The organism is Lentzea sp. HUAS12 (assembly GCF_024125735.1).
Taxonomy (GTDB): Bacteria; Actinomycetota; Actinomycetes; order Mycobacteriales; family Pseudonocardiaceae; genus Lentzea; species Lentzea albida.
On sequence record NZ_CP099738.1, the window covers coordinates 42,793 to 67,603 of the forward strand.

24 protein-coding genes are annotated in these 24,811 nt (G+C 69.4%); 19 read left to right on the forward strand and 5 right to left on the reverse strand.

All coding sequences use genetic code 11. The features are described from left to right. Positions 1-229 precede the first annotated feature (229 nt). The 8 genes from ND450_RS00195 (at position 230) to ND450_RS00230 (ending at position 7,866) form a co-directional block, all read left to right on the forward strand. The gene (locus ND450_RS00195; protein WP_253324136.1) at positions 230-991 is read left to right on the forward strand and encodes a M23 family metallopeptidase; all 762 of its coding nucleotides are present in this window, start codon (positions 230-232) and stop codon (positions 989-991) included. Positions 992-1,066: 75 nt separating this feature from the next. Further along, on the forward strand, positions 1,067-2,515 hold the full coding sequence (locus ND450_RS00200; RefSeq protein ID WP_253324137.1) for an AMP-binding protein: 1,449 nt from the start codon (positions 1,067-1,069) through the stop codon (positions 2,513-2,515). 296 nt (positions 2,516-2,811) lie between these two features. Continuing rightward, positions 2,812-4,323, forward strand: a complete 1,512-nt coding sequence (gene hutH, locus ND450_RS00205; RefSeq protein ID WP_253324138.1) for a histidine ammonia-lyase — start codon at positions 2,812-2,814, stop codon at positions 4,321-4,323. Continuing rightward, entirely contained in the window at positions 4,320-5,078 is a 759-nt protein-coding gene (locus ND450_RS00210; protein WP_253324139.1) for an L-tyrosine 3-hydroxylase, read from the forward strand. The genes hutH and ND450_RS00210 overlap by 4 nt, the downstream gene beginning before the upstream one ends. A 13-nt stretch (positions 5,079-5,091) precedes the next feature. Then, a complete protein-coding gene (locus ND450_RS00215) occupies positions 5,092-5,748 on the forward strand; it encodes an O-methyltransferase (protein ID WP_253324140.1) in 657 nt (218 codons plus the stop codon). Positions 5,749-5,815: 67 nt separating this feature from the next. Continuing rightward, positions 5,816-6,766: an LLM class F420-dependent oxidoreductase gene (locus tag ND450_RS00220; protein ID WP_253324141.1), complete on the forward strand. Its 951-nt coding sequence runs from the start codon at positions 5,816-5,818 to the stop codon at positions 6,764-6,766. Positions 6,767-6,768: 2 nt separating this feature from the next. Continuing rightward, complete coding sequence (locus ND450_RS00225; protein ID WP_089916757.1) at positions 6,769-7,338, forward strand: TetR/AcrR family transcriptional regulator; 570 nt, start codon at positions 6,769-6,771, stop codon at positions 7,336-7,338. Between the two features lie 42 nt (positions 7,339-7,380). Beyond that, positions 7,381-7,866: a hypothetical protein gene (locus ND450_RS00230; protein ID WP_253324142.1), complete on the forward strand. Its 486-nt coding sequence runs from the start codon at positions 7,381-7,383 to the stop codon at positions 7,864-7,866. Here ND450_RS00230 and ND450_RS00235 read toward each other — a convergent pair. Then, the gene (locus ND450_RS00235) at positions 7,853-8,302 is read right to left on the reverse strand and encodes a peroxiredoxin (RefSeq protein WP_253324143.1); all 450 of its coding nucleotides are present in this window, start codon (positions 8,300-8,302) and stop codon (positions 7,853-7,855) included. The two genes, ND450_RS00230 and ND450_RS00235, sit on opposite strands and share 14 nt — an antisense overlap. Positions 8,303-8,333: 31 nt before the next feature. Between ND450_RS00235 and ND450_RS00240 the strand changes: the two genes are divergently transcribed. From ND450_RS00240 to treZ, 7 genes are all read left to right on the forward strand, one after another. After that, a complete protein-coding gene (locus tag ND450_RS00240; RefSeq protein WP_253327830.1) occupies positions 8,334-9,254 on the forward strand; it encodes a LacI family DNA-binding transcriptional regulator in 921 nt (306 codons plus the stop codon). 192 nt (positions 9,255-9,446) lie between these two features. Further along, positions 9,447-9,872 (forward strand): RidA family protein, encoded by a 426-nt coding sequence (locus ND450_RS00245; RefSeq protein ID WP_253324144.1) that lies wholly within the window; start codon positions 9,447-9,449, stop codon positions 9,870-9,872. Between the two features lie 105 nt (positions 9,873-9,977). Then, positions 9,978-11,789: a 4-alpha-glucanotransferase gene (locus ND450_RS00250; protein WP_253324145.1), complete on the forward strand. Its 1,812-nt coding sequence runs from the start codon at positions 9,978-9,980 to the stop codon at positions 11,787-11,789. Positions 11,790-11,882: 93 nt separating this feature from the next. Further along, positions 11,883-12,188, forward strand: coding sequence for a hypothetical protein (locus ND450_RS00255; protein ID WP_253324146.1), 306 nt, complete (start codon positions 11,883-11,885; stop codon positions 12,186-12,188). A gap of 218 nt (positions 12,189-12,406) precedes the next feature. Further along, on the forward strand, positions 12,407-14,512 hold the full coding sequence (glgX, locus tag ND450_RS00260; RefSeq protein ID WP_253324147.1) for a glycogen debranching protein GlgX: 2,106 nt from the start codon (positions 12,407-12,409) through the stop codon (positions 14,510-14,512). Then, complete coding sequence (treY, locus tag ND450_RS00265) at positions 14,512-16,590, forward strand: malto-oligosyltrehalose synthase (protein ID WP_253324148.1); 2,079 nt, start codon at positions 14,512-14,514, stop codon at positions 16,588-16,590. The genes glgX and treY overlap by 1 nt, the downstream gene beginning before the upstream one ends. Continuing rightward, the gene (treZ, locus tag ND450_RS00270; protein ID WP_253324149.1) at positions 16,587-18,260 is read left to right on the forward strand and encodes a malto-oligosyltrehalose trehalohydrolase; all 1,674 of its coding nucleotides are present in this window, start codon (positions 16,587-16,589) and stop codon (positions 18,258-18,260) included. Before treY ends, treZ begins: the two co-directional genes overlap by 4 nt. Here the strand turns inward: treZ and ND450_RS00275 are convergent. Beyond that, positions 18,179-18,523, reverse strand: coding sequence for an ANTAR domain-containing protein (locus tag ND450_RS00275; RefSeq protein WP_253324150.1), 345 nt, complete (start codon positions 18,521-18,523; stop codon positions 18,179-18,181). The two genes, treZ and ND450_RS00275, sit on opposite strands and share 82 nt — an antisense overlap. A 218-nt stretch (positions 18,524-18,741) precedes the next feature. Here ND450_RS00275 and ND450_RS00280 point away from each other — a divergent pair, with 218 nt between their 5' ends. The 4 genes from ND450_RS00280 to ND450_RS00295 all read left to right on the forward strand — a co-directional run bounded on the left by ND450_RS00280 (position 18,742) and on the right by ND450_RS00295 (position 20,780). Next, positions 18,742-18,921, forward strand: coding sequence for a CsbD family protein (locus tag ND450_RS00280; protein ID WP_089916734.1), 180 nt, complete (start codon positions 18,742-18,744; stop codon positions 18,919-18,921). Then, the gene (locus tag ND450_RS00285; RefSeq protein WP_253324151.1) at positions 18,899-19,537 is read left to right on the forward strand and encodes a UdgX family uracil-DNA binding protein; all 639 of its coding nucleotides are present in this window, start codon (positions 18,899-18,901) and stop codon (positions 19,535-19,537) included. The genes ND450_RS00280 and ND450_RS00285 overlap by 23 nt, the downstream gene beginning before the upstream one ends. A 277-nt stretch (positions 19,538-19,814) precedes the next feature. Continuing rightward, complete coding sequence (locus ND450_RS00290; protein ID WP_089916728.1) at positions 19,815-20,072, forward strand: helix-turn-helix domain-containing protein; 258 nt, start codon at positions 19,815-19,817, stop codon at positions 20,070-20,072. Between the two features lie 201 nt (positions 20,073-20,273). Beyond that, positions 20,274-20,780 (forward strand): hypothetical protein, encoded by a 507-nt coding sequence (locus tag ND450_RS00295; RefSeq protein WP_253324152.1) that lies wholly within the window; start codon positions 20,274-20,276, stop codon positions 20,778-20,780. On the opposite strand, the gene ND450_RS00300 is transcribed toward ND450_RS00295, so the two are convergent. The 3 genes from ND450_RS00300 to ND450_RS00310 form a co-directional block, all read right to left on the reverse strand. After that, positions 20,770-22,059: an amino acid permease gene (locus ND450_RS00300; protein WP_253324153.1), complete on the reverse strand. Its 1,290-nt coding sequence runs from the start codon at positions 22,057-22,059 to the stop codon at positions 20,770-20,772. The genes ND450_RS00295 and ND450_RS00300 overlap by 11 nt on opposite strands. A gap of 912 nt (positions 22,060-22,971) precedes the next feature. Beyond that, the gene (locus ND450_RS00305) at positions 22,972-23,484 is read right to left on the reverse strand and encodes a CAP family protein (RefSeq protein WP_256557419.1); all 513 of its coding nucleotides are present in this window, start codon (positions 23,482-23,484) and stop codon (positions 22,972-22,974) included. A gap of 312 nt (positions 23,485-23,796) precedes the next feature. Continuing rightward, complete coding sequence (locus ND450_RS00310; RefSeq protein WP_253324155.1) at positions 23,797-24,759, reverse strand: LacI family DNA-binding transcriptional regulator; 963 nt, start codon at positions 24,757-24,759, stop codon at positions 23,797-23,799. Between the last annotated feature and the right edge of the window lie 52 nt (positions 24,760-24,811).

Genomic DNA, 24,811 nt, shown 5'->3' on the forward strand with positions numbered 1-24,811 from the left:
CGTTCTGCGCCGCATGTCACGGTTCGATAACCGCAAGGACACGGAACGCCCCCCGAAGCGGTCCAGTCCGACACCGGGCCCCCGAAGCCCGCAGCCAGGACCCCCGAAGCCCGGCGAAGCGCGGTCGTCGAACTCCCCCGAGTGCATGGAGGCTGGTTTGGCACGGCATCGTTCGGAGGGCTCGTCGTCGCAGACGAGGTCCCTCCTGCGAGGAGCGAAGGGTCCGCTGGTGGACGTCATCACCAGAGTGGACCTGGACCGCAAGAAGGCAGTCGCGGTGGTCGTCGCCGCAGGCGCGTTGGCCGGCGCCGGGTTCGCTCAGGCGGCCACCACGGTCGGGCCCGTCGAGCGGATGATCATGCCGGTCGCGGCCACCAAGAACCTCGCCGCGGCGGCCATGACCGCGCAGCCGCCGCAGGGCCCGCAGACGATCCACTCCGTGGACACCGGGTCCGAGACGCGCAAGCTGCTGCAGGCGGAGCAGATCCAGGCGCAGTTCACCGTCACCGAGGCGATCAAGTCCGCCGAGGGCGCGTTCGTGAAGCGCCAGGAGGCCGCCAAGGCCGAGGCCGCGCGCATCGCGGCCGAGGAGGAGGCCAAGCGCCCGAAGGTCGTGCGGCCCGCCCAGGGCTCGTTCACGTCCGGGTTCGGCGCGCGGTGGGGCACCAGCCACAACGGTGTCGACATCGCCAACGCCATCGGCACGCCGATCGTCGCCGTCATGGACGGCACGGTCATCGAGGCCGGGCCCGCGTCCGGGTTCGGGTTGTGGGTGCGCGTGCAGCACGAGGACGGCACGATCACCGTCTACGGCCACATGAACACCATCGACGTTCCGCAGGGTGCGAAGGTCAAGGCCGGGCAGCAGATCGCGACGATCGGCAACCGCGGTCAGTCGACCGGGCCGCACCTGCACTTCGAGGTGTGGGTCGCCGGCGGCCAGAAGATCAACCCGGTGGGCTGGCTGGCCGAGCGCGGTGTGACCCTCTGACCGGTTTTTCGGTCACACGATCACGAGAAGTCCCGATAACCTCCGGCTACGCCGCCGTGCACGAGGCGCGGCGGCGTGGAGACCGGAGCCGAGCCTGTGATCTACCGCAGCCCCCTGCCGGCGGTGGCGGTTCCCGAACGCACGGTGCCCGAACACGTTCTGGAACGCGCACGGCACAACGACAAGGTCGCCCTCGTGGACGCCGTCACGGGGGAGTCGCTCACGTACGCCGAGCTGGCCCGGCAGGTCCAGACCACGGCGGAAGGCTTGGTGCGCAACGGGATCAGGCCCGGTGACACGGTCGCGATCACGAGCCTCAACCGGCCCGCGTTCGCCGTCGGCCTGCACGCGGTCATGGCCGCGGGAGCGACGGCCGCGCTCATCAACCCGATGCTCACGCCGCCGGAGATCGCGCGGCTCGAGGAGCTCGCGAACGTCACCGCGACGCTCGACCTCGACGATCTCCCCGCGGGCGACGGCGATTCGCTCCCACCGGGAAACCCGCGGAGCACCGCGGTCGTCCTCTTCTCCAGCGGCACAACGGGTCTGACGAAGGCCGTGCGGCTGAGCCACCGCGCGCTCGTCGCGAACCTGGAGCAGCACAGGCCCGGCTGGCGCATCGACGAGACCGACGTGCTCGCCGCGAACCTGCCGTTCTTCCACGTCTACGGCTTCACGATCATCCTCAACTCCGGCCTGCTCGGCGGCGCCACCCTCGTGACCATGCCGAGGAGCGACGCGAGCACCTACCTGAACCGGTTGGCGGAGCACAAGATCACGCGCGCGTTCCTGGTGCCGCCACTCGCCGCCGCCGTCGCGGATCACCAAGGCCCGGTGCCGGAACTCCGGCTCAGGTTCGTCCTCTGCGGTGCCGCCCCGCTCGACGACGCCGTGCGGCAGGAAGCCGAACGCAAGCTCGGAGCGCCCGTGCGGCAGGGCTACGGCCTCACCGAAGCCGGTGGCACGCACCAGACATTCGACGACGACGTGGAATCCGACCCCACGAGCGTCGGGGTGCTCTGTCCCGGGACGGAGGCGCGCGTCGTCGAGCCGGGCACCACGACGGACGCGGCGCAGGGCGAGATGCTCGTGCGCGGTCCCCAGGTGATGGACGGCTATCTGGGTGACGACGAGGCCACGCGAGAGGCCTTCGTGGACGGCTGGTTGCGCACCGGCGACCTCGTGCGCGTCCACAACGGCCGGTTCCACGTCGTGGACCGGATCAAAGAGATGATCAAGTACAAGGGCTACCAGGTGGCGCCGGCCGAACTGGAGGCCGTGCTGCGCCGCCACCCCGCCGTCCGGGACGCCGCGGTGATCGGTGCGGCCGATCGAGTTAACGGGGAGATCCCGAAAGCGTTCGTGGTGACGCAAGGCGATGTGACGGCGGAGGAACTGATGGCCTTCGTGGCGGCGGAGGTGGCGCCGTACAAGAAGGTGCGCCAGGTTGTCTTCGTGCATGAGATTCCGAAGTCCGTGTCCGGCAAGGTCCTTCGCCGCCTGCTGAAGGACACCCAGAAGTGAGCTCTTCGATCACCGGCGCCGCGTGGGCGTTCGGCGTAATCCCTGGTGTGCAAGGACATCGGAGGGCCTCGGTGTGGGCGAGGTCTCAGCGCCGCGAGCCGTGTTCACCCCGGTGGAGCAGTGCGGCGATCTTTTGGGTCGAATCGTGCGCGGAGAGTTCGATCACCTCTCCGGCGGCTTGAGCGAGCCGGTTCGCAGCTGAGAAATTTTCCTCGTTTAGTGCGTACATAAGGCCCTTCCTCCCTGACAGCTCAACGGGGATCGTCGCGAGTGGCCCCCAATCCACAGGAGGCGTCATGCCTGTCGGAACATCCCCTGCTGCCCTGAACCTGGCCGCACACCTCGAACCGGCACAGCTCGAACTCGCCCGCGACCGGATCCGCGTCGAGTTCCCGGAGGACGTGCTCGACCGCGTGCGGCGCTGCCGCGAGTTCGTGCTCGAGATCAGCGCGTCCGGTCGCGCCATCTACGGTGTCACAACGGGTTTCGGCCCGCTCGTCGAGTTCGAGGGCCGTGCCGACGGCGCCGCCCAGAGCGACAACACGATCCTGCACCACATCGTCGGCCACGGTGAACTGCTGCCGCCCGCCATCGCCAGAGCCGCCGTCCTCGCGCGGCTCTTCTCGTTGTCACAGGGGCGATCCGGAGTGTCCGAGCAGGTCGTGGCGTCGCTGACTGCCATGCTGGACACCGATTTCGCCCCAGCAGTACCACGTTTGGGGTCAGTCGGTGCGAGTGGTGATCTCCAACCTCTCGCGTACGTGGCACATGCGTTGCGCGGTAACGGGAACGCCTTCTTCCAGGGACGGCTGATGACCGCCGGGGAAGCGCTCACACGATCCGGCCTAACGCGACTCGTCCTGGACGGCCGGGACGCTCTCGCGTTGGTCAACGGCATTTCGGTGACCGCCGCAGCACTCGGACTCGCTGTGGCGCAGGCGGTTCGCGCGCTGCGCACCGCGGAGTTGCTGTCCGCGTTGCTGACCGACGTCCTCGGCTGCGGCACCGAGTTCACGTCGGTTGGACTACTGGCCGCGTTCGGGCATCCGGACGTCGCTGAAACGGGTGCGTCCATCAGGTCATGGCTCGAGGGGAGCAGGCCCTCCGGCGAGCGCCCGCTGCAGGAGCCCTACAGCATCCGTTGCGCGCCACAGCTGATCGGCGCGGCCGGCACGAGCGTGCGGCACGCGGACGAGGTGGTGCGCCGCGACCTCAACGGCGTGAGCGACAACCCGCTGTTCTTCCCCGAGACCGGCGAGGTCGTGCACGGCGGCAACTTCTTCGGCCAGCCCAGCGCTTTCGCGGCCGACCAGCTCAACGTCGCCCTGGTGCAGCTGGGCAACCTGGCCGAACGGCAACTCGACCTGTTGGTGGATCCCCACCGCACCAACGGTTTACCGCCGATGCTCAGCCCGTTGCCCGGTCAGCACCACGCGCTGCAGGGCGTGCAGATCGGCGCGACGGCGACGGTCGCCGCGATGCGCAGGGCCGCCGCGCCCGCGTCGGTGCAGAGCCTGCCGACGAACCTGCACAACCAGGACGTCGTCCCGTTCGGCACGCAGGCCGCGTTCACCGCGCTCGACCAGGCGAAGCTGCTGCGCTACCTGCACGCCGCCCTCACCGTCGGGCTGCGCCAGGCCGTGCACGTCGGCGCGCGCCCGCCGCGGGCTCCCCGGCTCGCGGCCGTGTTCGACCGGATCGCGGAGCAGGTGCCGCCGATCGTGGAGGACCGCCCGCTGGACACGACCCTCGCCCGCGTCGCGGACCTGCTCGACACCGTCGCGTCCGAAGTGGAGGGTCGGCGATGAGCGCTCCCGCCTGCCTTCCCGCGTGGGGGCACACCTGGGTCGACCTGCCCGTCCTGCGACTGCCGATGCCGGGTGCGGAACTGATCCCGTGCGCGGACGGCTGTTTCCGGACGCGGTTCGCCATCCACACCCCGGACGACCCGGTGGAACTGGCCGTGCACCGGTGGTTCCTCGGCCACCACGGCGCGTTCCTGGTCTGGAAGTTCCTCGCGGATTCACTCGATCGGCTGATACGCGAGCCTGATTCGCAGCTGGTCCGCCTCGCTGCGCTTGGATACGACGCGTACTCGGTGATGCTCGCCTATTCGGGCAGTTGTTCCCGCGAGGTGTACGAGGACGTCATCCGGCCGATGATGATGGCGTTCGACCCGGCGTTCAGCGGCCGGTGGGCGCGTGACTACGAACCACTGCCCGCCCTGCTGCGCCGGGCGCGCACCGCGCTGGGGCCCGTGGCGGCCGAACCGCTCTCCGTCGCGAGCAAGGCGAATCTCATGGCACACATGGAAGTCGGGCGCAGACTCGTGCCCGACGGCCCGTCGCTGCTGCGCGAGGCCGGTCGTGTGCGGGAGGAGACCACCGACGCCGAACGCGCCCGGTTCGACGAGTTCTTCCTCGTGAGCCGGGAGAACGTGTGCGTGAGCCGCTACCACGCGCACCGCGCCGCCGTCTTGTCCGCGATCGGTCACGACCTCGCGAAACACCCGCTCAGCCCCGCGTGCGGAGAGACACTCAGGACGTTCACCACCCACCTATGAGAGAAGGCCGCGCGTGAACGACTTCAAGACCGTGGTCATGACCCCGCAGATCTACCGCTACGTGCGCGAGCAGGCGGGCCAGCCGAGCGCCGTGCAGGAGAAGCTCATCGCCCGCACGGCCGAGCTCGGCGACTCGGCGGAGATGCAGATCCCGCACGAGCAGGCGGTGCTGCTGTCCCTGCTGGTCAAGCTCACCGGCGCGCAGACCGTGGTCGAGGTCGGCACGTACACCGGGTACTCCACGCTGGCGTTCGCGCAGGCGCTCCCCGCGTCCGGGAAGGTCATCACCTGCGACCTCTCGGACGAGTGGACCGCGATCGCCGAGGAAGCGTGGCAGGCGGCGGGCGTGCGGGACAAGATCGACCTGCGGATCGGCGCCGCGGCGCAGACGCTGGCCGAGCTGCCGGAGGAGCCGGTCGTCGACCTGGTGTTCATCGACGCGGACAAGGTCGGGTACGTCCACTACTGGGAGCTGCTCGTGCCGCGCGTCCGGCAGGGCGGGCTGCTGCTCGCCGACAACACCCTCTACTACGGCGAGGCGGCCGACGACCAGCCGGAGGGCAACGCGGCCGCGATCGACGCCTTCAACAGGTTCGTGCGCTCCGACTCGCGCGTGGAGTCGGTGCTGGTGCCGATCGCGGACGGGCTGACGATGGCCCGCAAGAAGTGAGGTTGTGAGCATACCGACCGGTCGGTAGGGTGGCGCCCAAGCACACAGCAGCTGCTTGGAGGCGTTCATGGCTCGTTGGGGTATCACGCTGCCGTTGATCGGTGTGCCGGTGCTGGAGCACCGCGCGCTGGTGTCCGAGCTCGCCGGGCTCGGCTACACGGACGTGTGGTCGGCCGAGACGACCGGCACCGACGCGTTCACGCCGCTGGCCCTGGCCGCGCAGTGGTCGGACGAGCTGCGCTTCGGGACGGCGATCGCGCCGGTCTACACGCGCGGGCCCGCCACGCTGGCGATGACGGCCGCGACGCTCGCCGAGGTGACCGGCGGGCGGTTCGTGCTGGGCATCGGCTCGTCCTCGCCCGCGATCGTGCAGCGCTGGAACGCCATCCCGTTCGAGGAGCCGTTCAAGCGCACGCGCGACACGTTGCGCTTCCTGAAGGCCGCGCTGGCGGGGGAGAAGGTCAGCGCCGACTACGACACGTTCTCGGTGAAGGGCTTCAAGCTGGAGCGCCCGCCGGCGGAGAAGGTGCCGATCATGCTCGCGGCGCTGCGCCCGAACATGCTGCGCCTGGCCGGACGCGAGGCCGACGGCGCCATCACCAACTGGCTCGCCGCGTCCGACGTCGCGCAGGTGCGGGCCGAGCTGGGCGAGGCGGAGCTCGCGGCACGGATCTTCGTGTGCCCGACCGAGGACGCCGACGCCGCACGCGCGCTGGGCCGCATGCTGATCAGCACGTACCTGACCGTGCCCGCCTACGCGGCGTTCCACGACTGGCTGGGCCGCGGCGAGGTGCTGCGCCCGATGCACGAGGCGTGGGCGGCGGGCGACCGCAAGGCCGCGTCGAAGGCGATCCCGGACGAGGTCGTGGACGCGCTCGTCGTGCACGGGTCTGTCGACGAGTGCCGTGCGCGGGTCGCCGAGTACCAGGCCAACGGCGTCGACACGCCGATCATCGCGCTCCTCCCGACCGGCGGTGACCAGGTCGAGCAGGTGCGCGCACTGGCACCGAAGGCCTAGCGGTGGCCGGCGCGACCGAGCAGAAGATCATCGACGCGGCCGTGCGCCTGTTCGCGTCGCAGGGCTACGACGCGACCTCGGTGCAGGAGATCGTCAACGCCGCCGGGATCACCAAGGGCGCGCTGTACCACTACTTCCGCTCGAAGGACGACCTGCTCTTCGAGATCTACCGGCTGCTGATCACGGCCCAGTCCGCCGACATGGATCGGATCATCGGCCTCGGCCTGCCCGCCGGCGAGACGGTGCGCGAGATCCTCGCGTCGCTCGTCTCGTCGACCGCGGAACGGGTCGACGAGACGGCGGTGTTCGTCCGCGAGCTGCATCGGCTCGGCGAGGAGCGGATGACCGACTTCCGCGCCGAGCGGCGGCGCTATCACGAGACGTTCCTCGCGGTGATCGAGAAGGGGCAGGCGGACGGCGAGTTCAGCTCCGTCGTGCCCGCCGACACGGTGGTGCGGATCGCGCTGGGCGTGGTGAACCAGCTGCCGATGTGGTTCCGGCCGGACGGGCCGAAGACCCCTGGCCGGCTGGCCGAGGAGATCGCCGACTTCGTGCTGGCCGGGCTGCGGTAACGACCGGCGACCGGGAATCGACCTCATACCTGAGGGGGTTTCATGTCGTACCAGCCGCCGGAGTACGGCCTCGCGCCGCCACTGCACGAGGTGCCCCGGTCGCCCAAGTGGCCGTGGGTGCTCCTGCTCGTCGTCGCGCTGCTGGCCGTGGGCGGTGTCCTGTACGGACCTCGCGCGGTGGACTCGGTGCGCTCCGCCGTGCGACCGGCCGAAGCGGAGCCGGCACCGGCCGCACCGCCGCCGCCCGTCCCGGCCGTGCGGAACGTGGTGTTCGAGGTGACCGGTTCCGGCGAACCGTTCACCATCACCGCCACGGCCGGCACCTCCGTCAGGAGCGAGTCGGCCGTCACGCTGCCGTGGCGGCACGTCGTCCAGGTGCCCGCCGACGCGCCGAAGCTCGTGACGCTCGTCGTGGTGGCGGGTCCGGACGGCGCCGAGGTGCACGGCCGGTACACGATCGACGGCGAGACCGTCCGCACGGGCAGCGCGTCCGGGCCCTACGGCGTGCTGACGATCACCGACTCCTGAGCGCCGCCAGCGCCTTGTCCGCGTGCGAGTTCATGTTGAGCTCGCTCTTGATCACCTCGATGATCTCGCGGCCCGTCCCGATGACGAACGTGTGCCGCTTGACCGGCGTGATCCCGAACCGGCGCTTCACCCCGAACTGCGCCGCGACCTCACCCGAGACGTCAGAGAGCAGCGGGTAGTCGAAGCCGTTGAGCTCGGCGAACTGCTTCTGCTTCGCCACGTCGTCCATGGAGATCCCGACGCGCTGGGCGCCCGCCTCCTCGAACTCCTTGGCGAGGTCGCGGAAGTGGCAGCTCTGCGCGGTGCACCCGGACGTCATCGCGGCGGGGTAGAAGAAGAGCACGACCGGGCCGTTCTCGAGCAGCGCGGACAGCTTGCGCTCGGTGCCGTCCTGGTCGGGCAGGGAGAAGTCGGGGGCGAGGTCGCCGGGCTTCATGGATCTCCAATACGCTCGGGCCGTGACCAGCATGTCCGACGTGGCCAAGGCCGCAGGGGTGTCCGCTGCGACCGTATCGCGCGCCCTGCGGGGCGAACCGGGCGTGTCCGAGGCGACCCGGCAGCACGTGAGCGACGTCGCGCGGCGGATGAAGTACGCGATCGCCCGCGACGCCTCCTCGCTGGCCGGTGGGCGCCGCTACGCCATCGCGGTGCTGACGTCCGAGGTGAGCCCGGTGCTCGCGGGCGCGGAGGGCGCGCTGCGGCAGGCGGGGTACGACGTGCTGCTCTACGTCCTGGGCGACGCCGGCGCGCGGGCGAAGTTTTTCGACGAGCTGCCGCTGGGCCGCCGCGTGGACGGCGTGCTGCTGCTGTCGCTCACGATGTCCGCCGCCGAGCGGGCCGCGCTGGAGTCGCTGGAAGTCCCGCACGTGACGGTCGACGACACCGACCTCCGCCACGCCCTGCAGACCGCGGTGTCGCACGTCGTGTCCCTCGGCCACCGCGACGTGGCCCTGGTGCTGTCCGACGGCGAGGACGAGGGCTACGACGAGATCCTGATCTCCGCCGGGCTGGAGGTCCGTCCGGAGTGGACGGTGTGGTGCTCGCCGACCGTCGACGGCGGCGAGCAGGTGGTCGACGTGCTGCTCGACGGCGAACGCCTGCCGACGGCCGTGATCAGCTCGAACGGCGCCGCGGCGGTGGGGATCTTCCTGCGCGTGCAGCGCGACGGGCGCGCGGTGCCGGACGAGGTGTCGATCGTGTCGCTGGACGGGCAGGAACTGACCCGTGTGGTCGGGCTGACCGCCGTCGAGGGGGCGGCGAAGGAGCAGGGGGAGCGGGCCGTGGCGGACCTGTTCACGCTGATCAGGGGTGGGGAGATCGAGCCGGCGGAGCACCCGCTGCGGCTGGTCGTGAGGAACTCGAGCGGGCCGGTGGCCGCGGCGGGGTGAGGTGCGGGGCGCCGCGGGTTCGACAGTCGGCGGTGCGGGGGCGCCGGTCTCGACGGTCAGCGGTGCGGGGGCGCCGGTCCCGACGGCGGTGCGGGACGCCGGGGGCTCGACGATTCGTGGTGCGTGGGCGCCTGGCCTGACGGCCCGCGGCGCGCGGGCTGGTGCCGTGCCCGGCCGAAGTACTGTGGCGCCATGCCCGTCGAAGAGCGCCTGACCGAGATCGCCGAACTGCCGACCACCCCCGGCTACGCCCACGTCGTGACGGTCACCGGCAGGCTCGCCTTCGTCTCCGGTCAGGTCGCGGTCGACGCCCAGGGCTGCGTGGTCGGGGTCGACGACCTCGCCGCCCAGACGCGGCAGGCGTTGAGCAATCTTCATCACGTCATGCTGAGGTTTGGCGCTGACTGGTCGGATGTCGTGAAGTTCACCTGGTTCGTGCTCGACGCGCGGGAGGTGCAGACCATTCGCGACGTGCGGGACGAAATCCTGCGGCCCGCACTGGGGAACGTGCCCAACCCGGCCAGCACGCTCGTTCAGGTGGCGGCATTGTTCGGGCCCGATTTCCTGGTCGAGGTCGAGGCCGTCGTCGCGATTCCCGGTGACCCATCGGATGTCTGATGGAATGCAACTCCGCGCATGCCTCCGAACAGCCCTGCACCCATCGGGTGACCAGTGACCATTTGCTCTGGTAATGCGGCGCCCGCTGTGACATAGCTTGTACTTGTGGAGCAGTTGGCGCGGCTGGCGGACGCTTGGGGCGTCGCCACTCGGTACGAGAATGCGGACCAGCAAGAGGCCGTCGTCGACACCGAGGTCGTCGTCAAGGTGCTCGCCCAGTTCGGGGTCGACGCGTCCACTGAGGACTCGATCGCCCGCGAGCTCGCCGAGGTCGAACGCAGGCGGGCCGAGCAGAAGCTCCCACCGACGATCGTGCTCCGCGAGTACGAGACGTACGACCTGCACGGCCCCGCGACCGTCGAGCTCGAGGACGGCACGTCGTTCGCCGTCGAACGGCACCTGCCCGACTCGGTCCCGCTCGGCTGGCACCGCGTCGTCACCGCCGACCAGACCGTCACGCTCGCCGTCGCGCCCCGCACGCTGCCCGAGGTCCCGCACACGTGGGGCTGGATGCTGCAGCTCTACGCCGCGCGCTCGAAGGACTCGTGGGGGATGGGCGACTTCGCCGACCTCGCGACGATCGCCCGGCGCAGCAGCCTCGAGCTCGACGCCGGCGTCGTGCTGGTCAACCCCGTGCAGGCGCCGAGCCTGACCCACCCGGTGGAGCGCTCGCCCTACTCGCCGACGAGCCGCCGCTTCGCGAACCCGCTGTACCTGCGCGTCACCGACACCGCCGAGTTCCTGCAGGCCTGCCCGCGCACCCGGCAGCTGATCCGCGACCTGCGGCCGCACAACGAGGACCTGATCGACTACGACGCCGTGTGGGAGGCGAAGAAGCAGGCGCTGGAGCTGCTGTTCCCCGGCGGCGAGGTCGAGATGGACGCCGAGCTGGAGAAGTTCGCGACCTACTGCGCGCTCGCCGAGGTCCACGGTCCCGACTGGCGCGAGTGGCCGGAGGACCGCGCCGACGCGTCACCCGAACGGGTCGCGTTCCACGCCTGGGTCCAGCACCTCTGCACCCGCCAGCTCCAGGACGTCCGGCTAGCCGCGCACGAGGCCGGCATGGCCGTCGGCGTCATCCACGACCTCCCGGTGGGCGTCGCGCCCGGCGGCGCGGACACGTTCGCCGACCCCGAGGCGTTCGCCATCGGCGTCACGGTCGGCGCGCCGCCCGACGCGTTCAGCGCGGACGGCCAGGGCTGGGGCCTGCCGCCGTGGCGCCCGGACAAGCTCGCCGAGACCGGCTACCGGCCGTTCCGGCAGGTGCTGCGCAGCGTCCTGCAGCACGCGGACGGCATCCGCATCGACCACGTCGCCGGGCTCTGGCGGCTCTGGTGGATCCCGCCGGGTGAGCCGCCGTCGCGCGGCACCTACGTCTACTACGACGCCGACGCGATGCTCGGCGTGCTCGCCCTGGAGGCGTACCGGGCGGGTGCGGTGGTGGTCGGCGAGGACCTCGGCACGGTCGAGCCCGTCGTCACGAAGACGTTGCAGGAGAACGGCATGCTCACCAGCGCCGTCCTCTACTTCCAGCGCGACTACTACGCCGAGGGCCACCCGCTGATCCCGCCGTCGCAGTGGAACCCCAACCAGATGGCGAGCATCTCCACCCACGACCTGCCCACCGCGGCGACGTTCTTCGCGGGCGAGGACGGCCCCGACTTCGACGAGCTGATGCGGCAGGAGGGCATCAAGGCCGCGGACAGGGTCGAGGGAGCTCACGAACTGCTCGCGCAGACACCCTGCGCGTTGGTCCTGACCTCACCCCAGGACGCATTGAGGGAGACCCGGCAGCCGAACGTGCCCGGCACGATCGACGAGCACCCGAACTGGAGAATTCCCCTGCCGGTGCCGCTGGACGAATTCTTCCCGCGCGTCCGCGAGATCACCCGGCCGCTGCGCAACCGAGGAAAGTGAAACTTTTGCGTAACAGCAGGTCATAGACCTGTGGAGTAGTGTGGGGCCGTCACCCGACGGCGAAGACGAACGTTCTTGGAGGTGGCGTTACAAATGAGTTCAGCCGTGAGCACGCGGACACCGACCGGCGTGCTGGAACTGGCAGTCGAGCAGGTCCTCGCCTCGGTGAGGCCGACCGCGCTCGGCGACCCGGTGGCCGGGGCACGGCGCGCGGAGGAATCACTGCGTGACGCGCTGCGGGACGCAGGTCCCGTGGTGGAGGGCAACCCCGCCCTGCAGCACGCGCTGGCGTGCGCGGAGGCCGCTTGTGAACACCTGAAGTACGTGGAGATCCAGGAGGCGCGGACGTTGCTCATGGCCGCACGTGGGCAGTTGGTGCTGGCGCACGGAGCGGTCTGACCCGCTGCCGGTGGTCGTCCACCGGAGCACGTCGAACTCAGGCCTGCCGGAGCGTGCCCGGTCCGGCGAGGGCTCGGGCGCTGCCGCGCGCCCCTCAGCCGTGCCGGGAGTCGTCGCGCGGCGCTGCGTTCTTGCACACGCGAGTGTGATGCCAGACCAGGGTTAGGTGGATAGGGTCGACGGGTAGTCCGCCGTTTGTGACGAGGAGCAACAGCATCGTGCGACCCTGGCCTGGAAGGCCCTACCCGCTTGGCGCTGGATATGACGGCGTGGGCACCAATTTCGCTCTTTTCTCCGAAGTCGCGGAGTACGTCGAGCTCTGCCTCTTCGACGAGGACGGCACGGAGACCCGCGTGAGGCTGCCGGAGGTGGACGGCTTCGTCCACCACGGTTACCTGCTGGGTGTCGGTCCGGGGCAGCGGTACGGCTACCGCGTGCACGGCCCGCACGACCCCGCCAGGGGCTTGCGGTGCAACCCCAACAAGTTGCTCATCGACCCGTACGCCAAGGCCATCTCCAACGGCCTCGCCTGGGACGAGTCGCTCTACGGGTACAAGTTCGGCTCGCCGGACGAGCGCAACGACGACGACTCCGCGCCGCACGTGCCGAAGTCCGTCGTGGTGAACCCGTTCTTCGACTGGACCAACGACAGGCTGCCCAGGACGCCGTACAACGAGAGCGTCATCTACGAGGCGCACGTCCGCGGTCTCACGATCGACCACCCGGAGATCCCGCCGCGCCTGCGGGGCACGTACGCGGGCCTCGCACACCCGGTGATGATCGACCACCTCACCAAGCTGGGCGTCACCGCCGTGGAGCTCATGCCGGTGCACCAGTTCATCAGCGATCACACGCTGATCGAGCGGCGCCTCAGCAACTACTGGGGCTACAACACGATCGGCTTCTTCGCGCCGCACGACGGCTACGCGGCGCTGCCGCTCAACCAGGTGCAGGAGTTCAAGGGCATGGTCCGCGCCCTGCACCAGGCGGGCATCGAGGTCATCCTCGACGTCGTCTACAACCACACGGCGGAGGGCAACCACCTCGGCCCGACGCTGTCGATGCGCGGCATCGACAACGAGTCGTACTACCGGCTCGTGGACGACGACCCGCAGTACTACACGGACTACACGGGCACCGGCAACTCGCTGAACGTGCGCTCGCCGCACACGCTGCAGCTCATCATGGACTCGCTGCGGTACTGGGTCACCGAGATGCACGTCGACGGCTTCCGCTTCGACCTCGCGGCGACGCTCGCGCGCGAGTTCTACGACGTGGACAGGCTGGCGACGTTCTTCGAGGTCGTGCAGCAGGACCCGGTGGTGTCGCAGGTCAAGCTGATCGCGGAGCCGTGGGACGTCGGTCCCGGTGGCTACCAGGTCGGCAACTTCCCTCCACTGTGGACCGAGTGGAACGGCAAGTTCCGCGACACCGTCCGCGACTTCTGGCGCGGTGAGCCGGCGACGCTCGGCGAGTTCGCGTCGCGCATCACCGGGTCGTCCGACCTCTACCAGGACGACGGCCGCCGCCCGTACGCGTCGATCAACTTCGTCACCGCGCACGACGGCTTCACGCTGAACGACCTGGTGTCGTACAACGAGAAGCACAACGAGGCCAACGGCGAGAACAACCAGGACGGCGAGAGCCACAACCGGTCCTGGAACTGCGGCGTCGAGGGGCCGACGGACGACGAGGAGGTTCTCACCCTCCGGCGGCGCCAGCGGCGCAACCTGATGGCGACCATGGTGCTCGCGCAGGGCGTGCCGATGATCGTGAACGGCGACGAGTTCGGCCGCACGCAGAACGGCAACAACAACGCCTACTGCCAGGACAACGAGGTGTCCTGGGTGGACTGGTCGCTGCTCGAGGCCAACTCGGAGCTGATGGAGTTCACCTCGGCGCTGACGGCGTTCCGCAAGGCGCACCCGGTGTTCCGGCGCCGCCGGTTCTTCGCCGGCCGCCCGATCCGCAAGGGCGAGGAGCTGCGCGACATCGCGTGGTTCACCCCGTCGGGCGAGGAGATGACCGAGCAGAACTGGGAGGACGACTTCGGCAAGTGCATCGTCGTCTTCTTCAACGGCGAGGGCATCCCCGACCTCGACTCGCGCGGCATGCGCGTGGTCGACGACTCGTTCCTGATGGCGTTCAACGCCCACCACGAGGACATCCAGGTGACGTTGCCGGACGCCGAGTACGGTCCTGAGTGGAGGGTCGTCGTGGACACCGCGACCGGTGAGGTCGGCAAGGGCGAGAAGCCCATCGCGGCGGGGGAGACGCTGAACCTCACCGCGCGGTCGCTCGTCGTGCTGCAGCGGGTGGGCTGATGGGCGCGCCGTCCTCGACGTACCGCGTCCAGTTCACCCCGTCCTTCACCTTCGCCGACGCCACAGCCGTCGCGGACTACCTGGCGCGCCTGGGCGTCGGCGCGCTGTACGCGTCGCCGATGCTCGACGCGCGGGAGGGGTCCACGCACGGCTACGACGTCGTGGACCCGACCCGCGCGCGGCCCGAGCTGGGTGGTGACGAGGGCAGGGAGGAGCTGCAGAAGAGGCTGCGGGAGCTCGACCTCGGCCTGGTCGTCGACATCGTGCCGAACCACATGGTCGTGCCGAACCCGTGGTGGGAGGACGTCCTCGAACACGGGCAGGCCTCGCAGTACGCGCGGTACTTCGACATCGACTGGTCCTCGGGCAAGGTGCTGCTGCCCGTGCTCGCGGAGGACGCCGAGGACGAGGTGCACGAGCACTACGTCAAGGCGAACTGGCGGCGCGGCAACACCGAGCTGAACTACCGCAGGTTCTTCGACATCACCGAGCTCGCCGCCATCCGGGTCGAGGACCCGGAGGTGTTCGAGGCGACGCACCGCGCGGTGCTGTCGTGGGGTGTCACGGGGTTGCGCATCGACCACCCGGACGGGCTCGCCGACCCAGGCGGGTACTTCCGGCGGCTGCGTGAGCACTTCGACGGTTGGCTGGTCGTGGAGAAAATCCTCGGCCCGGACGAGGAGCTGCCGCAGAGCTGGCCGGTCGACGGCACGACGGGGTACGACGCGTTGCGCGAGTTCTGCGGCGTGTTCCTCCCGCTGACCGACGCGTTCGCGGGCAACTTCCACGAGGTCGAGCACGCCTCGCGGCAGCAGGTCGCGGACTCGATCCTGGTGGCCGAGGTGCGCCGGATCGCGCGGCTCGTGCAGGGCGTGGAGTTCTCCGACGCCTGCAAGGCCGTCGCCGAGGTGATGGTCAACTTCCCGGTGTACCGGTCGTACCTGCCGGAAGGCCTGCGGTACTGGGAGACGGCGGTCAGGCTGAGCAAGTCGCCTGCCGTGCGGGCGCTGGACGAGCAGGTCCGCGCCGATCCGCACGGAGAGCTGGCCACGAGGATCCAGCAGACCTCCGGCATGGTCGTCGCCAAGGGCACCGAGGACACGGCGTTCTACCGGTACACGAACTTCGTGGCGCTCAACGAGGTCGGCGGGTCGCCGGACCGGTTCGGCCTGTCGGTGGAGGAGTTCCACCAGCGGGCCGCGCGGCGCGAGGCCGCGGAGCCGCTCGCCATGACCGCCCTGTCGACGCACGACACCAAGCGCTCGGAGGACGTCCGGGCGCGGCTCGCGGTGCTGGCCGAGATCCCGGACGAGTACCTGGCGTTCGAGGCCGCGATGACCGGGAAGTACGGCATCTCCGAGCCGACGCTGAACCGCCTGGCCTGGCAGTCGGTCGTCGGCGCGTGGCCGCTCACCGAGGAACGCCTGGGCGCGTACCTCGAGAAGGCGTCGCGCGAGGCGAAGATCAAGACGTCGTGGGTCGACCGCGACGAGGACTTCGACGCCGAGGTGGCCGCGTGGCCCGCGAAGGCGTTGAACGAGCCCGAGGTCGCCTCCTTCGCCGAACGGATCAAGGCGCCCGGCTGGGTCAACTCGCTCGGACAGAAGCTCGTCCAGCTCACCGCGCCCGGCGTGCCGGACGTGTACCAGGGCACCGAGCTGTGGGACTTCTCGCTCGTCGACCCGGACAACCGCCGCCCGGTCGACTACGAGGTGCGCCGGGACCTGTTGGAGCGCCTCGAATCCGGCTGGCTGCCGGAGGTCGACGACTCGGGCGCGGCCAAGCTCCTCGTGGTGCACAAGGCGTTGCAGGTCCGCAAGCGCGGCCTGCACGGGTACCGGCCGCTGCGCGCGGAAGGTCCCGCTGCCGAGCACGTGCTGGCGTTCCAGCGCTCCGGCGTGATCACGGTGGCCACGCGGCTGCCGGTCGGGCTGGAGCAGAAGGGCTGGCAGGACACGGTTCTGCCGTTGCCGGGTGCGAAGTGGACCGACGTCCTCACGGGACGGCCGGCGACCGAGGACCTGGCCTCGTTGCTCGACACCTATCCGGTAGCGCTGCTGGTGCAGGGGGATCAGTGAGCTTCTCCGTCTGGGCGCCCGCGCCCGAGTCGGTGCACGTGCGGGTCGACGGCGTCGACCAGGAGATGAAGCGCGACGGTGACTGGTGGTTCTCCGACGCGGAGGGCACCGACTACGCGTTCGTCATCGAGGGCAAGGCGTACCCGGATCCCCGGTCGCTGTGGCAGCCCGCCGGCGTGCACGAGGCGTCCCGCGTCTACCGGCACGACTTCGAGTGGACCGACGGCGCGTGGACCGGCCGCCCGCTGCAGGGCGGCGTGATCTACGAGCTGCACATCGGCACGTTCACGCCGGAGGGCACGTTCGACGCCGCCATCGGCAGGCTGGACCACCTGGTGGACCTCGGCATCACGTTCGTCGAGGTCATGCCGGTCAACAGCTTCGACGGGGTCGAGGGCTGGGGCTACGACGGCGTCCTGTGGGGTGCCGTCCACGAGCCGTACGGCGGTCCCGACGGGTTCAAGCGGTTCGTCGACGCCTGCCACGCCCGAGGGCTCGCCGTGCTGCTCGACGTGGTCTACAACCACCTCGGGCCGTCCGGTGCGTACCTCGACAGGTTCGGGCCGTACTTCGCCGGGCGCAACGACTGGGGCCCCGGCCTGAACCTCGACGGACCGGGTTCCGACGAGGTGCGCCGGTACGTCCTCGACAACGCGCTGCAGTGGCTGCGGGACTTCCACGTCGACGGGCTGCGGCTCGACGCCGTGCACGCGCTGGCGGACCAGCGGGCCGTGCACGTCCTAGAGGAGCTGGCCGTCGAGGTGGACGCGCTCTCGGCGTCGCTGGGCCGCCCGCTCACGCTGATCGCCGAGTCCGACCTGAACGACGCCAAGCTCGTGACGGCACGGGAAGGCGGCGGCTACGGCCTGCAGGCGCAGTGGTCCGACGACCTGCACCACGCCCTGCACGTCGCGCTGACCGGCGAGACCTTCGGCTACTACGAGGACTTCGCGGCGCCAGGGGCGCTGAAGAACACGCTGGAGAAGGTGTTCTTCCACGCCGGCACCTGGTCGTCGTTCCGGGAGAAGCACCACGGCAAGCCGGTCGACACGGCGCTGATCCCCGGCTACCGGTTCCTCGCGTACAGCCAGAACCACGACCAGATCGGCAACCGCGCCACCGGCGACCGGTTGTCCGCGTCCGTGTCGACGGGAAAGTTGTTGTGTGCGGCGGCAATCGTGCTGTGCTCGCCCTACACGCCCATGATCTTCATGGGGGAGGAGTGGGCGGCCTCGACGCCCTGGCAGTTCTTCGCGTCGTTCCCGGATCCAGGCCTCGCCGAGGCCGTCCGGACCGGCAGGCGGCGTGAGTTCTCCCGGCACGGATGGGGAGAATCGGACGTTCCGGACCCGATGTCCCCGCAGACCGTCGAGAACTCGCGGCTGCGCTGGGACGAGGTGCGCGAAGGGGATCACGGCGTCGTCCTGGACACCTACCGTGCGTTGATCGCGTTGCGGCGCTCCCGCCCGGAGCTGGCCGATCCGCGGTTGGACAGGTTCGTGGTCGAACAGGACGGGGAGTGCCTGGTGCTGCACCGCGGGACGACCCGCGTGGTGGTGAACCTCAGCACGTCCCCCGTCCCGCTGCCTCAGGGAGACGTGCTGCTGACCTCCTCGGCGATCCCGTCGTCGCTCTCACCGGAATCGTTCGCGGTGGTCGCGTCGACGTGATCCCACAGCATCTGATCGGCCAGGTCGACGGGCCGCCCGAGGTGCGCCTGCACGAACGCCGTGACCAGCCGGTCGGCGGCGACGTGCAGCTTGATGTTGTGGTGCTGGGATATGTGCACCAGCAGCTGGAAGGCCTGCTGGGGTGTGCAGGGTTTGCGTGCGGCGATCAGGCCCGTGGCCTGCCCGATGACTGTCCGGGACACCAGAGCCTTGCGCAGCCCCGCCACCTCGGCCTCGAGGGCGGTGATTCTCGCGGACGACACCGCCGGCTCCTTTCACGTCGTTCGGTCACAGCGGCATGCCGATGCGACGGACGACTGCTCTGGAGCGCATTGCGAAGGGCGGGCACACCCAGGGCAAGCCGTCACATCGGCTTGCGGCTGGGTTCTCAACCGCGAGTGATCACCTTATCAACTGTTTCAGACCGTGCTCGCCGGGTAACCGAACAACGTAGTCGACCGCTAGTGAAGGAGCCTGATCCATGGGTGCCGACGACAAGATCAGCAACAAGGCAGAGGAGCTCAAGGGCCGCGCCAAGGAAGCTGTCGGCGACGCCACGGACAACGAGCAGTGGCAGGCCGAGGGCCGCGCGGAGCAGGCCAAGGGCGCTCTGAAGCAGGCCGGCGAGAAGGTCAAGGATGCCTTCCGCTCGGACAAGTAGCCAGGACACCGGCGCCGCCCAGTTCGTCCCCGAGGGGAAGGACTGGGCGGCGTTGCGTTCGGCCGCCGCCGGGTGCCGGGGGTGCGATCTGCACCGCGACGCCTCACAGACGGTGTTCGGCGAGGGGCCGGTGCCGGCGGAGCTGATGATGGTGGGGGAGTGTCCCGGTGACCGCGAGGACACCGAGGGCCACGTGTTCGTCGGGCCCGCCGGGCGGCTGCTGGACAAGGCACTGGACGCCGCCGGGATCGACCGGGCGAAGACGTACCTGACGAACGCGGTGAAGCACTTCAGGTTCGTCGAGCGGGGCAAGCGCCGGATCCACCAGACGCCCCGGCGTGGCGAGGTCGTGGCGTGCTTCCCGTGGCTGCGTGAGGAGATCCGGGTGGTGGGGCCCCGGCTCGTCGTCGTGCTGGGCGCCGTGGCGGCCAAGGCCGTGCTGGGGCCCTCGTTCAAGCTCACCGGGCACCGGGGCGAGGTGCTGGAGCACGACGGGCTGCGGGTCGGGGTGACGGTGCACCCGTCGTCGGTCGTGCGGGCGGAGGACTTCCGCGAGTCGTTCGACGCGTTCGTGGCGGACCTGGTGGCCGTCCAGAAGGCGGCTGCGCGGGCCTGACAGGGCCCGGAAACGGGACAACCCCCGGACGACTCCTGCGCGAGCAGGCCGAGCGGGACCAGCGCTCGAAGTCCGGGGGTCGGGTGGCTGCCTGGGTTTACGACTAGGCGTCACCAAAGGCGGTCCTAGCGGACAGCCACCTCACGAGTCCTGTAGCTATACAACTTTGGACCACCTCCTCTCTTGTGTACTTCGAACCTATGTCGTGATCGCGGGGCCGTGCAACGGACTTTTCTCACGTCACCCGGAGCGTCTGGTTCGCGTAGAATCCGCAGGCATGGTGCGCATCCCCCTGACGTCACTGGAACGGGATCGCGGCAGGCGGCTCGGTCAGTTGCTGCGGGACGCCCGCGGTGACGAGAGCATGGTCGAGATCGCGGCCCGCGCGGGCCTGTCCGCCGAGACCGTGCGCAAGATCGAGACGGGACGCGCACCCACGCCGTCGTTCTTCACCATCGCCGCGCTCGCCGGCGCCCTCGGGATCTCGCTCGATTCCATCAACGAACTGCTGAGCCCGCAGAGCCGCTCGGCGTAGTGGTGTGGCGCAGAAGGTTGCCGCGAGGCGCCCTGCTGAGCGTGGATCACCTCGCCGACCTTCTGGGACACACCACTAATTCGCCGGTGCGGGTGGTTTACCCGCCGGTGTTCTTGACCTCCACTTCTCGGCTGTGTTCGGTTGGAGCTGCGAAATCCGCTCTTGTCGATGCAGGGGGAAGTCGTGAAATTCATTTCAACGTTGATCGCCGCATTCTTCGCGCTCGTCCTCGTGGGTGCTCCCGCGGCGTCTGCGGTGCCGGAAGCGCAGATCAGCAGGGGTGAGCTGCTCCAACGGGCCGCGACGTGGCTGACCGCGAACGGTGGCGCGCAGGTGCCGTACAGCATGACGGAGTACTGGACGGACGGGTATCGGCAGGACTGTTCGGGTTTCGTCTCGATGGCCGCCCTGCTGGACAATGCGAATCCCCAGGGCGGTCCGAACACCGTTGTTCTCGCAACCGACGAATACACCACGCCGATCGAGGTCGCCGATCTGCAGCCGGGTGATCTCCTCATCGACCCGGTCGACGAACCCGGCGAGGAATTCCGGCACGTCGTGATCTTCGAGAAGTGGACTGCGGACGACAGGTCGCAGTACCTGGCGTACGAGCAGCGCGGTGGCCACGGCACCGACCACCGCGTGCTCACGTACGGCCTGACGGACTCGAAGTACAAGCCCTACCGGCTGAAGAACATCACCGACTGATCTTCTCCCCGTTGCGGCGGACCGCTGACCTGATGAGCGCCACCGCCGCGATGGCGGCGACGAGCACGCCCGTGGACAGGATCTGGACGCGGGCCTGCTCGTCGCTCAGCATCAGCACGATGACCGTGACGATCGCCGCGAGCGCCAACCAAGACAGGTACGGGTAACCCCACATGGGAACGGCCGGGTTCCGGGTGCCGCGGCGCAGCCGGAGCTGCGAGACGGCGATGAACGCCCAGACGACCAGCAGGGCCGAGCCCACGGCGTTGAGCAGCAGCAGGAACACCGTGTCCGGCCAGAGGTAGTTGAGCAGCACCGAGAAGAATCCGAACGCGACCGACGCGAGCACGGCGTTGCGGGGAACCCCGTTCTTCTTGAGCAGCAAGGCTTTCGGTGCCTCACCGCGCTCGGCGAGCGAGCTGAGCATGCGCGCGGCGCCGTAGAGGGTGGCGTTGATGGCGCTCAGCAGCGCCACGAAGATGACGACGTTCATGATCTGCCCGGCCGCGGGGATGCCGAGCCGGTTGAGCACGGCGACGTACGGGCTCGCGCCGACCTCGGAGTCGTTCCACGGCAGCAGGGTCACCACCACCGCCATCGAGCCGAGGTAGAAGACCAGCAGCCGCGTCATGGACGTCCGCACGGCCTTCTTGACGGCCTGCTTCGGGTCTTCGGCGTCCGCGGCGGCGATCGTGACGACCTCCAGCCCGCCGAACGCGAACACGGTGACCATGAAACCGGCCACCACGCCGCCCCACCCGTTGGGCAGGAAGTCCTCCAGGTTCGCGGTGCCGGGGGAGTCGAACCCGATGCCCGCGATGGCCGCCAGGCCGAGCAGGAGGAAGAGCACGATCGCGGCGACCTTGAGCCCCGCGAACCAGAACTCGAACTCGCCGAAGCTGCGCACGTTCACGAGGTTCACCGCGGTCAGCGCCGACATGAAGACGAGCACCCACGTCCACTGCGGCACCGCGGGGAGCCATGTCGAGGCGATCTTCGCCGCCCCGGTCGCCTCGACGGCGAGCACCACACCCACCGCGGCCCAGTAGGTCCAGCCGACCGTGAACCCGGCCCACGGCCCGATCGCCTTCTCCGCGTGCACCGAGAACGCGCCGCCACTCGGGTGCTCGGCCGCCATCTCGCCGAGCATCCGCAGGACGAGGAGCGCCAGGAGCCCGGCGAACGCGAAGGAGATCAGGACAGCCGGCCCGGCGAGCGCGATGCCCGCCCCGGTCCCGACGAACAGACCCGCTCCGATCACGCCACCCAGCGCGATCATGGTGACATGCCGTTCCCGCAGGTGACTCACGTGCTCCAGCCCCGTTCGAGTATGACGATGGCGCGCCGATAGTGAATTTTGTGGTGGTGGGTAGTCAAATCGTGTGATCGGAGTTACACCGCACCGAGATGAGTGAGGGTGAGATCGATGAGCTCGCCTGAGGGAGTACTGCCGTCCGAAGCCCTGTCGTCGGAGGTCCTGCCGCGGCTTGAGACGTTTGCCGGGGCGTTGGAGCGGTATGCGGAGTGGGGGTGGTTGGTGTTGCGGTCGGAGAACCGGTTGCTGCTGACCACCGATGCCGTGGTGTCCGCTGTGGAGATGCCGGCCGGGGTTGGGGCCGAGGTGCAGCAGTACCTGTCCGTGCGGCTCCTTGGTGGGCCTGTGGTGGTGTTGCCTGCCGCTGGGCGTGCGGAGAGGTGGTTGCTTCTCACCGAGTCCGCGGATTCCGCCTCTCAGGTGAACCTGATTCGGTTGCGGGCTCGGGGAGCCCTCACTCATCGGTTGGGGACGTTGGTGCCTTTGCCGCCCTCCCGGATCGATGGGGGTGGGGTGCGGTGGTTGGGGGATGGGCCTGGGGCTGGTGGGAGGCCTGGGTTGCCGCCGTTTTCTGCTGTGGTGGCGGCTTTGAGGGCGGTTACGGAGACTGCTGGGTTGCGGTGAGAGGTCGGCTGCTTGTGCGGGTGGTCGCTGTTGCGTGTGGCCTGGTCGCCTTGCGTGCTTCCCCTGGGGCTCTGCTCCAGACCCCGGCAATCTGATCAGGGGGTAGCGCCGCGGGCAGGCTGATGGTGGCGCGACTCGTGATGGGACCCCACCGCCGGTTCCTCTTTGCTCAGGACGGCTCGCCTGCGGCATCGCACCGATCGCACGGCTCGCCTTCGGCTTCGCGTCTGTCCCAACCCGTCCCCACCGCCCTCAGCTCTCGGTCGGTGGGTGCACGTTCGCCCGGAAGCGGTTCAGCGTGTTGCCGCGTGCCGCGAAGTTGACGACCACGTAGGTGCCGTTGCGGCCCCGGGCCAGGCCCACGCCCACCCGGTCGGACGACTTCCACACCATCGCGGTGAAGTGCAGGAGTGAGAGGTCGACGTTCGACTGCGTCATCTCCTCGGAGTAGTCGTAGCGGCGGGATTCGCGGTACCAGTCCTCGAGGGCGTCGGCTGCCGCTGAATCGATTGATCGGTTGTGGCCGGTCTCGTAGAGGTTCTCGCCGTAGGGGTTGTGAGGTCGGTGTTCGAATCGGTTTGTGGACTGGAGGTGGTCCGCCCATTCTTGCGCCGTTCTTGACACTTCGGAATCGAGTGAGAGGGGTGGCGCGCCGTGCATTGCGCGGTAGGTGTTGATGGTGTGCACCGTGGTGGCCACCGGATCGGTGCTGGTGGGGGGTGTGGGGAGGAGCAGGGCTGTGGTTGTCACGATTGCGATGAGCATGGTGTCCCTGCGACTCCTTTGGGTTAGCGTTGACTACCCCGGTTGCGGCGTAAATTCACTCCACAGGACGCGGCTGAGGCTCTACTGTTTGTTGGTCGACTAGTGGTGGAAGGAGCTTCGCATGGATGGCTACGACATTCTCGCCGACGAGGACGGGCACGTTCGCGGGTACGACTAGAGATCACTCGACGTGGTCGCGTGTTCACCGTGATGAATGCGGTCGCGTCGAATGGGTGATTCACGCCTGAGGGATCCGTCCTACCCGTGTCGGCGGGCAGGGTCTCCGTCAGGTTCCGGTCATGCTGCCGGGAGTCAGACCGACATCCGAGGTTTGGCCGTGCTTCCACGCACTACGAGTGTCGTCGGGAGTTCCCGGTGCTCGGCGGGTCCGCCGTCGAGGAGAGTGGCGAGCAGGTCAACGGCGACCTCGCCCGCGGTTTCCGTCGGCATGTGGACCGTCGTCAGGGGCGGGGAGCACATGGTGGCGTAGAGGATGTCGTCGAAGCCCGTCACGCTGATCTCGTCCGGCACCTTGATGCCGCGTTCCGCCAGGTGGGCGAGTGCGCCCAGGGCGATGAGGTCGTTGTAGGCGATGAACGCCGTCGCGCCCGTCTCGAGTGCCTGTTCCGCTGCCCGGTAGCCGCCGTCGAAGTTCGGGTCGAACGAGCCGAGCAGATGCGCTCGGCCTGCCAGGCCCTGGATCCTGCGGTTGTTCGACCACGCCGCTGCCGGGCCGCCTAGGTAGGCGTGGTGCTTGTGGCCCAACGCTTCCAGGTGCGTCACGACCTGGTCCATGCCCGAGGCGCTGTCCATCAGGACGGACGAGACGCCCGGCACGATGCGGTTGATGAGCACCAGCGGGGTGAGTGCCGCCAGCTCGGCGATGGTGTCGTCGGAGAGCAGTGAGGCGCACAGGACCACGCCGTCGACCTGCGCGGACATCGTGCGCACCAGCTGTGCCTCGGTGTCGGGGTCTTCCCTGCTGTCGGTGAAGAACACCGAGGTGCCCGCCTCGCCCGCCCTCGTCTGCACTCCCCGCAGGACCGACGGGAAGAACGGGTTGAGCAGGTCGGGCACCACGATGCCGAGGTTGCCGGTGCGGCCGGTGATCAGGCTGCGTGCCGCGCGGTTCGGCTGGTAACCGAGGCCGGCGACGACCTCCAGGACGCGTTGGCGGGTGGCCTCCTTCACCAGGCCCGGTGCGCTGAGCGCGCGCGAGACCGTCGAGACGGAGACCTGAGCCTGGCGAGCGACATCCCTGATCGTGACGGCCACGTGCAGATCATCGCAGTCAAGGTCAAGTGCGCCTCGCGCGTCGGAGGAGTGC

Excerpts from the sequence above, each read along its gene's own strand:
- hutH (WP_253324138.1), top strand. The coding sequence starts at position 2,812 with ATGCCTGTCGGAACATCCCCTGCTGCCCTGAACCTGGCCGCACACCTC.
- ND450_RS00210 (WP_253324139.1), top strand. The coding sequence starts at position 4,320 with ATGAGCGCTCCCGCCTGCCTTCCCGCGTGGGGGCACACCTGGGTCGAC.
- ND450_RS00220 (WP_253324141.1), top strand. The coding sequence starts at position 5,816 with ATGGCTCGTTGGGGTATCACGCTGCCGTTGATCGGTGTGCCGGTGCTG.
- ND450_RS00230 (WP_253324142.1), top strand. The coding sequence starts at position 7,381 with ATGTCGTACCAGCCGCCGGAGTACGGCCTCGCGCCGCCACTGCACGAG.
- ND450_RS00235 (WP_253324143.1), bottom strand. The coding sequence starts at position 8,302 with ATGAAGCCCGGCGACCTCGCCCCCGACTTCTCCCTGCCCGACCAGGAC.
- ND450_RS00240 (WP_253327830.1), top strand. The coding sequence starts at position 8,334 with ATGTCCGACGTGGCCAAGGCCGCAGGGGTGTCCGCTGCGACCGTATCG.
- ND450_RS00245 (WP_253324144.1), top strand. The coding sequence starts at position 9,447 with ATGCCCGTCGAAGAGCGCCTGACCGAGATCGCCGAACTGCCGACCACC.
- ND450_RS00255 (WP_253324146.1), top strand. The coding sequence starts at position 11,883 with ATGAGTTCAGCCGTGAGCACGCGGACACCGACCGGCGTGCTGGAACTG.
- treY (WP_253324148.1), top strand. The coding sequence starts at position 14,512 with ATGGGCGCGCCGTCCTCGACGTACCGCGTCCAGTTCACCCCGTCCTTC.
- ND450_RS00280 (WP_089916734.1), top strand. The coding sequence starts at position 18,742 with ATGGGTGCCGACGACAAGATCAGCAACAAGGCAGAGGAGCTCAAGGGC.
- ND450_RS00285 (WP_253324151.1), top strand. The coding sequence starts at position 18,899 with ATGCCTTCCGCTCGGACAAGTAGCCAGGACACCGGCGCCGCCCAGTTC.
- ND450_RS00290 (WP_089916728.1), top strand. The coding sequence starts at position 19,815 with ATGGTGCGCATCCCCCTGACGTCACTGGAACGGGATCGCGGCAGGCGG.
- ND450_RS00300 (WP_253324153.1), bottom strand. The coding sequence starts at position 22,059 with ATGATCGCGCTGGGTGGCGTGATCGGAGCGGGTCTGTTCGTCGGGACC.
- ND450_RS00305 (WP_256557419.1), bottom strand. The coding sequence starts at position 23,484 with ATGCTCATCGCAATCGTGACAACCACAGCCCTGCTCCTCCCCACACCC.